The organism is Holdemanella porci (genome assembly GCF_019052655.1).
Taxonomy (GTDB): Bacteria; Bacillota_I; Bacilli_A; order Erysipelotrichales; family Erysipelotrichaceae; genus Holdemanella; species Holdemanella hominis.
Genome location: NZ_JAHQVB010000015.1, coordinates 1 through 12,669, shown reverse-complemented (window position 1 = coordinate 12,669; position 12,669 = coordinate 1). Strand labels below are relative to the sequence as shown.

Sequence of the window (12,669 nt, the reverse complement as noted above, 5' to 3'; positions counted from 1 at the left end):
CATGAAAGATTTATTACCGATTGGCAGTGTTGTCACTTTAAAAGAGGGGACAAAGAAGTTAATGATCATGGGGCGTCTTCAACAAAATATGAAGACAAAAAAACTCTATGATTATGCGGGATGTTTATGGCCAGAAGGCTATATGGATAAGGAGCATTGTTACGTATTTGATCATGAGGATATAGATTGTTTATTTTACATAGGGTTACAGGATATAGAAGAATTTAATTTTCGATTTGAACTGGATGAAATGATGAAAAAAATGGGCCACTAGACTATTGTCTAATGGCCTTTTATTTAGTCGTCTGATTCAGATAAATCTGGTCTAGAAACTAGATATTCAGGATTGTTTGCCTTTAAATTATTGAATACATCTTGATCGTGTACTTCAAAATTATATTTCTTTAAATAATAAACAAGACAAGCTTTTGTGACGTCATCATCACTGCTCAATGTTGTATATACATCATCTTTAATGTCTTTATATGTATTAGATACTAATACGGCAACATATGCATATGTTGTTCCACTGCTTTCGTTTGTGAAGACTTCGTCAATGACTCCGGCTTTTTTTGTCTTTGACAATGTATTGATCAAACGAGTTGATAAATCCGTTGTCTTTGTCGTTACCAATGTTTCTTTTCCAGAATATTTTGCAGAATCAACCATGTATTGTTGAGCTACTTCTTCTGGATCTGTTCCGTTCTTTAATGCCTTCAAAGCTTTTTTAGCAGTTGCCTTATTCTCACATTGAATGATACGAGCTTTACTTGGTTTATATGTTTTTTGGATGTCTTTCTTTGCGTCTGTGAAGTATTTTTCGGTTAATTCACTTGCTTGTAAACTTGGGATTAGAACTTTATTCATATATTGTGTGCTGTTTTTATATCCCAATGATTGAATTTGTTCATCAAAGTTTTCCATGTTTTCTTTGTAGTTGTTAACTTGTTCTTGTGCTTTTTCCTTCATTTCCTTTGTAACTTTGACTTCTTGTTTGTAGATAGCCTGTTTTACAAGTTCCATTGTAAGATCTGTACCAGTAGATATTTTTAACAAATCATATTCATCACCCTTAGTGTATTTTGTGTCACCAATAGTCATAATTGTTTCATCTTTATCCTTAATAGTTGCGGTTGCTCCAGAGCATCCTGTCAACATCATGGCAGCACATACGAATAATATAGGTGTCTTTTTCATTATTGATCACCTCCATAAGTTGTTTTTACATAGCTGTCGAATTTTTTCTTTGTGTCTTTATCGTTGAATTTAATATCTAATTTTTTTGCATACGAATCTAAAATCTTGTATGAAAGAGAAGAATCGCTGTTTAAGATGGCATACAATGCTTGGTTTGAAACGGTGTCACTTTTTGCGTTAAAAATCTTCTTTGAATTTGTTTCTTTTACATATACCTTATATAAGCTTGTTCCACTTGAACTTGTAACTGTGATCCAGTCACTTGTTTCACCTTTTTTAAGGCCGATTGCAGCTGTCACTACATCAGCAGGAACAGTTGATGTTGAATTTGAGCCTGAACTTGTTGAGTTTGAATCTACATATCCTGCAAATCCATTTTTATTAGCGGTATTTGAATCTTCAGAGAAGGCTTTAGCGACATCCGCAAAGCTTTCTTTTTCTAAAGCCTTATCAATATTACTTTTCTTTTTAGTTTCTGTTTCTGTTAGATTATCGGCATCACTAACATCCATTTTAATAATGGATACGGTTCTTGGGCTTTTATCTTCCCAAGCTTTTTTCACTTCATCAAAATGTTTAGTGATATATTTTTTATTCATTTCTTTTTCTTTTACACTTGTTAAGCAATAATCATTAAGTTCTTCATAGGATGCATAACCATATTTGGCAAGCTCTGTTGTTAGTGTAGATTCATAGTCATCACTTTGACTAGATGCGTTAGATTTAATATTAGACTCTAATGTGCTTGCCTGTTTCTTTAAATCTTTTGTAGTTTTGATAGATTGATCGATAACGGCATTTTTATACATATTGTAGATAGTAGAGCCATCATAAGGTGTGGATTCATCATATAAATCATCAGCGGTAATGTCATCCTTATTAATAGAAGCAATAACTTGTTCATTGTTGGTTGTTTTTGCGGAAACATTATCTTTATTGGTGTCGTAGATGAAGTAGCCAATAAAACCAATAATGATGATGGCAATAAGTACAACAAACCAGTTATTTCGTAAAATATCAGTCATAATTAACCTCCTTGAGAATGTCTTTTCAATTATACGAGATATCTTTTTAAATTGCAATGAAGGCTCGAGATGTATTAATTGAGATTTTAATAATTATTTGGTATTATATTGCAGTGAAAAGAGGTAGAAGGTATGGCAGATTTGGTCATTAAGGATCTTCATGTATCCGTGGAGAATAAAGAAATTTTAAAAGGGTTGAGCTTAACTGTAAAATCAGGTGAGCGTCATGCTCTAATGGGACCTAATGGAAATGGTAAGTCTACATTGCTTGCAGCCATTATGGGTAATCCAAAATATACAGTTACATCTGGTTCGATTACATTAGATGGAAAGGATGTACTACAAATGTCAGTCGATGAAAGAAGTAAGGCAGGACTTTTCTTGGGTATGCAATATCCTAGTGTTGTTTCTGGTGTTACAAACTCTGACTTTTTAAGAAGTGCAATCAATGCGCGTTTAGAAAAACCAATCTCATTATTTAAATTTATCAAAGAAATGGATAAAGCTATTGAACAATTAGAAATGAAACCAGACTTGGCTCATCGTTTCTTAAATGATGGTTTTAGTGGTGGTGAAAAGAAACGTAATGAAATCGTTCAAATGATGATGTTAAAACCGGCAATTGCGATGTTGGATGAAATTGACTCTGGACTTGATGTCGATGCATTGCGTATTGTTTCTGATGCCATCAACCAATGTCAGCAACAAACAGATCTTGGTTTATTAATCGTATCTCACTATGCACGTTTCTATGAATATTTACAGCCAACACATGCTCACGTATTAATGGATGGACAAATTGTTGTATCTGGTGATGCAAGTTTAGTTGAAAAAGTTGACCAGGATGGATATGAATGGATTGAAAAAGAGTACCACGTAACCGCAAATAAAGAAGAAGATAAACAACCTATTTCTTTAGGTTCTTGTGGAGCTAAAAAATATGCTTAATCGCAAGGAAGTACACAATAGCGAAACTTTAAACATTCAAATTGATCGTCATGATCAAAAATCATATTTAATTGAATTGAGTAAAGATTGTACAAAATTTGATTTGAATGTGGAGTGTTTAGAAAATTCTTTTTCAAAATTCTTTATTTTAAACCATGCTGAAAGTGCGTGCGAATTAAACATTAATATGGTACTTAAACAAGATGCCAACTGCCAAATGGGTGTCTTGGATCTAGAAAAAAGCCCATTGAAATGGAATCACTATGTGGATCTAAAAGAGCAGGGGGCTGAATATGAAATTTTAAGTGGTCAATTATGTCAGGAACACATCGAAAAAGTATGCGATATGGAAGTAAGACATAATGCGCCTCATACAAATGGTCAAATGAAAAACTTTGCCGTTTTATTTGATCATGGACAATATCAAATGGTTGCCAATGGAAATATCAAAAAAGGATGTTTCGATGCTCAGTCTCATCAGGCAACGCGTGTATTAACTTTGGGTCAGGGACATAAGACAAAAGTTATTCCACTGTTATTAATTGATGAAAATGATGTAAAGGCAAGCCACGCTCTAACAATTGGACAGCCAGATGCTGATCAGCTATATTATCTACAGTCTCGTGGATTGAGCACAAAACAAGCTGTTGGATTGTTAAGTGTTGGTTATTTCTTGCCAGTTATTGATTTAGTAGAAGATGAAGAATTGAAAGATAGTCTTCGTCAAGAAATGGAAAGTAAGGTTGGATTATATGGACATCAGTAAAATTCGTAAAGATTTTCCGATTTTAACGCGTAAGATGTCTGATAAACCTCTAGTGTATTTAGATAATGGGGCTACGACATTAAAGCCTCAACCCGTGATTGATGCCGTAGTGAATTATTATACATACCTTGGTGCTAATGCTCACCGTGGTGATTATGAAATGAGTGCACAGGTCGATGCGGCTTTTGAAGGGGCTCGTGTTCGTACTCAAAAATTCTTAAATGCGAAACACAAAGAAGAAATCGTTTTTACTTCAGGCTCGAGTGAAGGCTTGAATCTTGTAGCTATGATGGTTACAGAACAGCTTTTACATGAAGGTGATATCATTTTAAGTGACGAAAGTGAACATGCCTCAAGTATCTTGCCTTGGATGCAGGCGGGAAAGAAAAAAGGGACTAAAATCGATTACATTCCTTTGGATGAAGAGGGTAAGATTACAGTTGAAAACTTTAAACGTGTCTTAACTGATCAAGTTAAAGTTGTTGCGATGGCGATGGTTTCTAATGTTTTGGGTTTTGTGGCTCCCGTTAAGGAAATCGCCAAGATCTGTCATGAACGAGGCATTTTGTTAGTGATTGATGGAGCGCAGAGTACTCCTCATTTAAATATTGATGTGCAGGATTTAGATTGTGATTTCTATGCGTTTAGTGCTCACAAGATGTGTGGTCCTACAGGCGTAGGTGCTTTATATGGCAAGAAAAAATGGTTGGATCAACTAGAACCAATTTTCTATGGTGGTGAAAGTAATGCGCGCTTTGACAAGTCTTGTTCATTAACTTTAAGGGAAACGCCATTAAAGTTTGAATCTGGAACACAACCAATTGAAGGTGTAATTGGTATGGCAGCTGCCATGGATTATTTGGATGCGATTGGAAAAGAGAATATTCATGCGCATGAAGTAGAATTAAAGGAATATTTCTTAAAAAAAGCAGAAGCTTTAGGGAATATTGTTGTATATAACGAAAATGCGAAGAGTGGAATTGTGACATTTAATGTGAAGGATAAAGATCAAATGATTTTTGCACAAGATGTCGCTAGCTATTTAAATACATTTGGCATTGCCGTTCGTTCAGGACAGCATTGTGCTAAATTACTTCCGGAAGTGTTGAAGACTCCGGGTACTTGTCGTGCAAGTTTCTATTTGTACAACACAAAAGAAGAAGTCGATCAATTGATTGATGCTTTGAAGAATGCGACAGTGGAAAACTGTGTCAGCATTTTCTTTTAGGAAGGAAGCTTAATTATGTCAAATATTGATCCAATGTTGATGCGCCAGATTATTATGGATCATTATGACTATCCTCGTAATAAAGAATTGACAAAAGACAATGGTTACATGTCACGTCATATGGCGAGTGATTCTTGTATTGATGATATTACGGTGCAGACAAAAATTTCAGATGGAAAAATTGATGATATTCGTTTTGATGGGGTTGCCTGTACAATTTCAACAGCTTCGACTTCAATTATGTCTGAACTATTAATAGGAAAGACAACAGAAGAAGCAAAAGAAATCATGGACAATTATTTCAAAATGATTGATCAAAAAGAATATGATGAAGATGCTTTAGATGAGGCCATAGCGTTTCAAAATGTTGGAAAACAAGCCAATCGTATCAATTGTGCCACAATTGGATGGAAGGCTATGCGTGAAATGATTAAGGAAAGTGAGGATGGAAAAGATGAGTAACGAAAAAGATATCACACTTTCTAGTGAATATGAATATGGTTTTCATGATGAAGATGTCAGTGTTTATAAAACCCAAAAGGGATTGAATGAAGAAACAGTTCGTACGATCTCTAAAATCAAAAATGAGCCTGAATGGATGTTGCAGCTAAGACTTGATGCATACCATTCTTTTGAAAAGCAACAAAATCCAAATTGGGGTCCAGATTTAAGTGAAATCAACTTTGATGACTATACATACTACATCAAACCAAGTGATAAGCAGGAAAAGTCATGGGATGAAGTTCCAGATACGATTCGTAATACGTTTGATAAGCTAGGAATTCCGGAAGCGGAACAAAAATTCTTGGCCGGTGTATCTACACAATATGAGAGTGAAGTTGTATATCACAATATGTTAGAGGAAGTGGAAGAGAAGGGTGTTATCTTCTTGGATACGGATTCTGCATTAAAGGCATGTCCAGATTTATTAAAGGAATATTTTGGTAAACTTGTTCCTTATACAGACAATAAATATGCAGCTTTAAATACAGCAGTATGGTCTGGTGGATCCTTTATTTATGTACCGAAGGGTGTGAGGTTGGAAAAACCACTTCAATCCTATTTCCGTATCAACTCCATGCAGATGGGACAGTTTGAAAGAACGTTGATCATTGTAGATGAGGGTGCTGATGTACATTATGTAGAAGGATGTACTGCGCCAACGTATTCAAAAGATTCTTTACATGCGGCAGTTGTAGAAATTTATGTACATAGGAATGCGAAGTGTCGTTATTCAACGGTACAAAACTGGTCAAGCAATATCTTGAACTTAGTGACTAAGCGTGCAAAAGTATTTGAAAATGGACACATGGAATGGATTGATGGAAATGTTGGTTCCCATGTAAATATGAAGTATCCAGCTTGTATTTTGGCTGAGCCATACGCAAAGGGAACAACGATTTCGATTGCGGTAGCCGGTGAAAACCAGATTCAGGATGCAGGAAGTAAAATGATTCATTTAGCTCCTCATACTTCTAGTACAATTATTTCTAAATCTATTGCACGTAATGGTGGTGAAGTAAACTATCGTGGTTGGGTAACACATTCTAAAAATGCAGCATATGCCAAGAGTAAAGTAGAATGTGATACTCTGATTTTAGATAAGAAATCACGTAGTGATACAGTTCCGATGAATGTATCTTATAATGATACGTCTCAAATTGAACATGAGGCGACAGTTTCAAACATTAGTGAAGAACAATTGTTCTATTTAATGTCTCGTGGTTTAACTCGTTCTCAAGCTACGGAAATGATCGTTATGGGATTCTTAGAACCATTTACGCGTGAACTTCCAATGGAATATGCGGTTGAATTGAATCAAATGTTGAAACTGGATATGAGTGACAGCATTGGATAAGCGAAAGTTGTGCATTCAAAGGCGTAGTTCATTATCAAATTCAAAAAGATTTGAAAAGGAAAAGGCAATCACTAATTGTGTTTTGCCTTTTTTAAAAGGAAAAATAGGAACATATATTCCAATTCGAAATGAAGTGGATGTATATGCAAAGTTTCGTGATGAATTTGATTTATATATACCTAAGACGTTAGATGATACTACGATTGCCTTTTATTCGGATTACGAAGAAAAAAGTAAGGGTCCATTTTCAACAATTGAACCCATTGGGATGCATGAGGTAAAAGATTTAGATGTGATTCTAGTACCGCTCGTTGGATTCTTTGGTACGTATCGAATGGGGTATGGAAAAGGCTATTATGATCGGTATTTAAGTAAAAGTTCTGCATTGAAGATTGGGGTAGCATTTGATGTGCAGGAAATGGAATTTGATGTAAAACCAACCGATGTAAAGTTAGATATGATCATTACAGAATCGAGGATATTACGATGAAGATATTATTTTTGGGGATAGTAATACGTGGGGCTATGATACCAAAAATGCGTCTAGACAACCAAATCGTTTTACGCAGCTTGTTAAAAAGGTATTTAGTGAACATGAAATTATTGAGGAAGGCTTATGTGGTCGAACATTGTGCTTGGATGATCCGTATGATGCAGATCGTAATGGAGCTAAAATGATTTCGATGGTTTTAAAAACGCATGCTCCCATTGATGTTGTGTTTATTATGTTGGGAACGAATGATGCGAAGTGTCAATTTTCAACGAATTCCATTTCTTTAGAGAAAGGGATTCGTACTTTGATGTATAGAGCTTTAAATCCGGAAAACTATCGTGATGGATCTAAACTACCTAAATTTTTTGTGGTGTGTCCACCTAAAATGAATGTGGATGGCTTAAAGAATGAAAGAACAGTTAGTAATTTTGGTCAAGCTGGATTTGATATCTTAGCGAATACAAAGCCATACTTAGAAAAAGGTTGTTCTGGTTTGAATGTAGAAGTGATTGATACGAGTGCTGTAGCTGGAAGCTTGGATGGAATCCATATGGATGAGAAGGGTCATAAACTTGTGGCGGATGCCTTGATATCTATGATTAAAGAATTATAAGAAGGGAGATCATCAATGAGTGCTTATACAAATGGTTTAGCGTTATGGAAGCATTTTGAAGAAAAACAGGGTGCAATTATTAATTGTTTAAAGGCCGAACAATATGAGGAATTAAACGAATTGATTCAAGAATTGGATGAAGAGGTAATGGAAATTAGTGGTGCCCATTTCTTTGTCGAAAGCTTTTATGATTCTTTTGAGATGACCTTTGACACAGGTCCAAATAAGACAACGCAATATTTGTGTCAGATGCTTTGTGACATTGCACCTAAGAGTGTGAAACAAAAGTGGATCATGAATGCGACTTTACCGCCTATGTCGCAAAAGGCGATTCAGGCCATGGTTCAAATCAAAAATGAGGAATATACTTTAGCAGATTTTCATGTATTCTATCAAATTGAAAATGATATGTTGGATTGTAAAGTATATTGTCCTGGATTTAATTTGATTGGTAATCCGGAAAATAAAAAAGAAATGAGTATGTATCTCATGGAGCTTGCGATTGGCCAGCTTGCGTATGAGGCATATATTTGTCGTGTTGATTTTATCGATACGCCAGACTCAGATATGAAGTTCTGTCAAATGATTGATTTTTATGAAGTGATTATGGCTCTTGTTGAGAAGAATCATTGGAAAGTGTATGATAAGCCAATTGATATTTATTCGGTATATCAGCCAATTCAGGATTTTGCGCACGATGCCTTAAGAAAAGATATGAAGCTTATTTTTACTACGCATCCTTTATTGGTGGAACAAACGATTGAGGAAAAGGAAGAAGTGCTTGCAGATCTATCGAGTAAAGATGGTGAGTTTGGCTATGTGTATTATTCGAATCCTTTCCATAATAAAGAAGATGCTTTGTATCGTCAGAAATTATCGAAACAATTGGATGAAACTATTTCTAAGGTGCATGCAGGTAAAGTGGTTGGGGGAGCTATTGGTAAGAGCTTTTCCTATATTGACTGGATTGTGTATGATAAAGACGTATTTATGAAGGTGTTTAACCAATTAAAAAAACAGCTCGATGCGAGTGTCGAACTGTATTATCAAAAATTTTAATGACTTTGAATGTCAGCGCAAGCGTTAAGCAGGCGCTGTCTTTTCATTCCTGTGATTTCTTTTTCGGGATTTTCTAAGAAACGAGCTAATACGTCAGCGTCTTTTAAGGCTTCACAAAGTGGTGAGTCAAAAGATTCTTTTTTGGAATGTTGACGAATCGCATAAGTAATATCATCTATTTCTGTAGTTTTAAATAAGCCACTTTCTTTTAAGTACTTATAGGCGTGAAGACTTGATAATTTAGCATGTTGAGAATGTGGGCAGTTATCAATAAATTGAGCGTAGTCATGAAATAGAGCAGCTACTTTAGCTCGTTCTAGATTTGTGCCTCTTGCCATGGCAATAAATGTAATGGAAAGGTCCACACTAGCTGTATGGGTAAGGGCGGATACTTTTAAATCTTCATTATAAATTTTGGCATATTGAGAATATACATATTCTTTTACTTTTTCATATCGCTCTAACATAAAATCCCTCTCTTTCATGAAAAAAGCGCACATTGTGCGCTTGATTCGAACAAATTTCTACGCAGCTGTATCTACAACTGTGACATTGTTAGCCTGTTGTCCACGATTGCTTTCAACAACGTCATAAGTAACAGTTTGTCCTTCTTCTAAAGTTTTAAATCCTTCAGAATTAATTGATGAGTAGTGTACGAATACATCTTTTCCATCTTCACTGGTAATGAATCCATAACCCTTTTCAGCGTTAAACCATTTTACTTTACCTGTGCTCATGCCTATACCTCCTGGACTAAGCCAATATCCTTTGACCGTTAAAATAGAAAGTATTTGCATACAATAGCATTTATCACAATCAGAATACGAGTCTAATCCTTAACTGCTTTCATTTTAGCATTTTCTAACAACATTGTCATTAAAAAAACTATTTTTATATAGTTATTATGTTATATTTTGATTATAATGAATATATAAAGGAGGGCATTTGTTTTATGCTTATTCAAGATGATGCGTTACGTAGTGTAATTGCGCGTACTTTGCGTGTTAAAGAAGAAGAACTAAACGAAAGTTTGATGAAGGAATTGATCCATTTAGAAGTACAAGATCATGAAATAGAGAATCTAGAAGGTTTGCAGTATGCGGAAAATCTAGAAACTTTAAATGCGAGCAATAATAAGTTGCAGACATTGGATCCAATCAAAGATTTACATAATTTAGTTTGTTTAAATGTTTCTCGAAACCAATTAAGAGATTTGCAGGCTTTACATGGTTTTAGGCAACTAAAAAAATTAAATATCTCAAGAAACAATTTATATACAATGGATATTTCAAGTATTGCTGCTATGATTGATTTGGAAGTATTGAATCTTTCCAAGGCGAAAGTTGATAGTTTGATTTATTTAGAGCACTGTAAGAAGTTAGAAGAGGTTCATATCAATACTGAAAATGGTCCTTTTAGTTATGCCATCTTAGGTGTGCTTAAAAAATTAAAGAAATTGGATATGGGTGGTATGCGTTTATTCAATATTGAAGATTTAACATATCTTTCTAATGTTGAAGAATTGGATTTAAACACAAACTTAATGTCGGATCTAAGTCCATTGTTGTCAATGAAAAATTTAAAGAAATTGAATGTTTCTAACTGTCCATATTTAAAGGATTATTCTATGCTCAAGGAATTTTCAAATCTTAAATCTTTGAATATTTCTTATAATGAACCAGAACACTTTACATTCTTGAAGGAATTAAATCATTTAGAATCTTTGTCTATGGAGCAGACTGGATTTAAGGACATGTCTTTATTGAATAACTTGGGTGATTTAAAAGAATTGAATGTTTCAAAAAACCGCTTGAAGAGTTTAGAAAAATTTGCAAATGTTGAGCATTTGGAAAGTGTAGATGCGAAGTTCTGTCAATTAACAGAGATCAATTTTTTAAAGAATGCGAATCAATTGAAGCATTTAAATTTATTCACAAACCGCATCAAGGATATACGTATTTTAAAGGATGCCAAAGACATGGTGTATTTGAATGTGGGTCGTAATAATATTAAGGATATTAATTGTTTAAAGGATATGAAACAATTGGAAATCATTTCTTTGGAAAACAATAATGTTAAAGATTTGACACCATTAAAAGAATTAACAAACCTTTGCGATGTGGATCTATACAACAATGTCATTGAGGATTTAACACCATTAGAACATTTAGAGTTTATTTCTTATTTGCGTTTGGATCACAATGCGATTACAGATTTAACTCCATTATCTAAACTTAAATATTTACGTTCACTAACTTTGAAGGCAAACTACATTACAGATGTAACTCCATTAAAAGATCTAGAATTATTAGAAGCTTTACGTTTGGATGATAATCCAATCCAGGATACAAGCGTACTTGAGAGTATGGAGTTCTACGAAAAATTTACGAACTAACATAAAGCCCCTTGTTTAAAGGGTAATCCGCAATTAGATAGGGTTGACTAAAAGTTGGCTTTAAAAATTGTAGGGTTGAAAACCCTATGAGTGTTTAAAGGATTATTAACTAGGGAGCAGAGATATTGTGAAATCTCTGCTCTTTTTATAATGGGTGATTTGAATCTGAATGATTGGAATCAATGTATTCAGTTAACTTGTCATATAATTCTTCGAATCTTATGTCAATGTATCCTCGTAGTTCTTCAATTTCAAATTTCATTTCATTGTTTTGAAGATTTCTGAAGTATTCGATCAATTCGATAATATCTTGTGCATCCATGATCATTTCTCCCTTGGCTCCAGGCTGAATGTTGCATTTGGGTCGAGTACATACATTACGCGATTGCGGAAGCGAAGCCAGTTGGTGTAGCCATTGGCGTTGTTCTTGATACACTTGATAATCTTGTTTCGATTCTCAATGATCGCATTATTCACTTTTTTATTGCAGACCACCACCTGGCCTTTGTCTGCTTCAACTTTATATTCAGTACCTACAATCGTAAATGAATTGATAATCTCCTGTTTCCAGTTAATAAGATTATTGGAGAATTTGATCATTTCTTCAATGTTTGTATCAATGAAGCTGCGAATCAGATGTTCCAGATTCACTTGCGCATTATCGATAGTAGATTTTGAATAGAAGTCTACAAGTTCTAGTTTTAATGAGTAACAAATAGTTAAGTCATTATTGATTTCGAGTATTTTCTTTCTTAAATCGTAGTAGTTCATATAACTTTTAAAATGAGAGTTGTATTTACGCTCACGTTCTACATCAAACAGTCTTCCATATTTATCTTCATCTTCTGGATTTTTGAATAAAAGCCAGTTGAATTTCTTGAGAAGATAATATTCATCTGAAGCCTTGTTGTCTTTGTATCCTTTCATGACTTTAATACGTACTTCGTTCATTTTTTTGTGAAAATCTTGTGAAAGATGAAAATAATCTAACAAATGTTTTGACTCGGGAAACACTTTATGTACGACATCTCGATATACTTCATACATGTCTGAACAGGCGTATTTTACCTTTTTGCGTTCTTCTAAA

General features: G+C 34.3%; 16 protein-coding genes. 10 read left to right on the top strand and 6 right to left on the bottom strand.

What is annotated here, in order from left to right; genetic code table 11:
* The first annotated feature begins 1 nt into the window (after position 1).
* Positions 2-274: a DUF4176 domain-containing protein gene (locus tag KTQ83_RS04415; RefSeq protein ID WP_117924795.1), complete on the top strand. Its 273-nt coding sequence runs from the start codon at positions 2-4 to the stop codon at positions 272-274.
* Positions 275-297: 23 nt separating this feature from the next.
* Here KTQ83_RS04415 and KTQ83_RS04410 read toward each other — a convergent pair whose 3' ends face one another.
* Complete coding sequence (locus KTQ83_RS04410; protein ID WP_217256101.1) at positions 298-1,197, bottom strand: peptidylprolyl isomerase; 900 nt, start codon at positions 1,195-1,197, stop codon at positions 298-300.
* Positions 1,197-2,222, bottom strand: coding sequence for a peptidylprolyl isomerase (locus KTQ83_RS04405; RefSeq protein ID WP_117924791.1), 1,026 nt, complete (start codon positions 2,220-2,222; stop codon positions 1,197-1,199). Before KTQ83_RS04405 ends, KTQ83_RS04410 begins: the two co-directional genes overlap by 1 nt.
* Before the next feature lie 132 nt (positions 2,223-2,354).
* On the opposite strand from KTQ83_RS04405, the gene sufC reads away from it, so the two are divergent.
* Genes sufC through KTQ83_RS04365 form a run of 8 tightly spaced genes read left to right on the top strand, consistent with a single transcriptional unit; the run spans position 2,355 to position 9,187 of the window.
* A complete protein-coding gene (gene sufC, locus KTQ83_RS04400; protein ID WP_117924789.1) occupies positions 2,355-3,170 on the top strand; it encodes a Fe-S cluster assembly ATPase SufC in 816 nt (271 codons plus the stop codon).
* On the top strand, positions 3,163-3,936 hold the full coding sequence (locus KTQ83_RS04395; protein ID WP_117924787.1) for a SufD family Fe-S cluster assembly protein: 774 nt from the start codon (positions 3,163-3,165) through the stop codon (positions 3,934-3,936). The genes sufC and KTQ83_RS04395 overlap by 8 nt, the downstream gene beginning before the upstream one ends.
* On the top strand, positions 3,923-5,164 hold the full coding sequence (locus tag KTQ83_RS04390; RefSeq protein WP_117924785.1) for an aminotransferase class V-fold PLP-dependent enzyme: 1,242 nt from the start codon (positions 3,923-3,925) through the stop codon (positions 5,162-5,164). Before KTQ83_RS04395 ends, KTQ83_RS04390 begins: the two co-directional genes overlap by 14 nt.
* A 15-nt stretch (positions 5,165-5,179) precedes the next feature.
* Positions 5,180-5,626, top strand: a complete 447-nt coding sequence (gene sufU, locus KTQ83_RS04385; protein WP_217256100.1) for a Fe-S cluster assembly sulfur transfer protein SufU — start codon at positions 5,180-5,182, stop codon at positions 5,624-5,626.
* The gene (gene sufB / locus KTQ83_RS04380) at positions 5,610-7,022 is read left to right on the top strand and encodes a Fe-S cluster assembly protein SufB (protein WP_370633230.1); all 1,413 of its coding nucleotides are present in this window, start codon (positions 5,610-5,612) and stop codon (positions 7,020-7,022) included. Before sufU ends, sufB begins: the two co-directional genes overlap by 17 nt.
* Positions 7,015-7,512, top strand: coding sequence for a 5-formyltetrahydrofolate cyclo-ligase (locus tag KTQ83_RS04375; RefSeq protein ID WP_217256099.1), 498 nt, complete (start codon positions 7,015-7,017; stop codon positions 7,510-7,512). Before sufB ends, KTQ83_RS04375 begins: the two co-directional genes overlap by 8 nt.
* A gap of 4 nt (positions 7,513-7,516) precedes the next feature.
* Entirely contained in the window at positions 7,517-8,128 is a 612-nt protein-coding gene (locus tag KTQ83_RS04370) for a GDSL-type esterase/lipase family protein (protein ID WP_217256110.1), read from the top strand.
* 15 nt (positions 8,129-8,143) lie between these two features.
* Positions 8,144-9,187: a hypothetical protein gene (locus KTQ83_RS04365; protein WP_186998806.1), complete on the top strand. Its 1,044-nt coding sequence runs from the start codon at positions 8,144-8,146 to the stop codon at positions 9,185-9,187.
* Here KTQ83_RS04365 and KTQ83_RS04360 read toward each other — a convergent pair.
* Both KTQ83_RS04360 and KTQ83_RS04355 read right to left on the bottom strand, forming a co-directional pair.
* Positions 9,184-9,654, bottom strand: coding sequence for an HD domain-containing protein (locus KTQ83_RS04360; protein ID WP_117924775.1), 471 nt, complete (start codon positions 9,652-9,654; stop codon positions 9,184-9,186). The two genes, KTQ83_RS04365 and KTQ83_RS04360, sit on opposite strands and share 4 nt — an antisense overlap.
* A 57-nt stretch (positions 9,655-9,711) precedes the next feature.
* Entirely contained in the window at positions 9,712-9,924 is a 213-nt protein-coding gene (locus KTQ83_RS04355; RefSeq protein WP_117924773.1) for a cold-shock protein, read from the bottom strand.
* Positions 9,925-10,139: 215 nt separating this feature from the next.
* Between KTQ83_RS04355 and KTQ83_RS04350 the strand changes: the two genes are divergently transcribed.
* The gene (locus KTQ83_RS04350; RefSeq protein ID WP_217256098.1) at positions 10,140-11,582 is read left to right on the top strand and encodes a leucine-rich repeat domain-containing protein; all 1,443 of its coding nucleotides are present in this window, start codon (positions 10,140-10,142) and stop codon (positions 11,580-11,582) included.
* Between the two features lie 145 nt (positions 11,583-11,727).
* Here KTQ83_RS04350 and KTQ83_RS04345 read toward each other — a convergent pair whose 3' ends face one another.
* Positions 11,728-11,904 (bottom strand): hypothetical protein, encoded by a 177-nt coding sequence (locus KTQ83_RS04345; protein ID WP_217256915.1) that lies wholly within the window; start codon positions 11,902-11,904, stop codon positions 11,728-11,730.
* A 2-nt stretch (positions 11,905-11,906) separates the two neighbouring features.
* A partial coding sequence (locus KTQ83_RS04340) for a transposase (RefSeq protein ID WP_244975770.1) occupies positions 11,907-12,669 on the bottom strand: 763 nt, incomplete at its 5' end.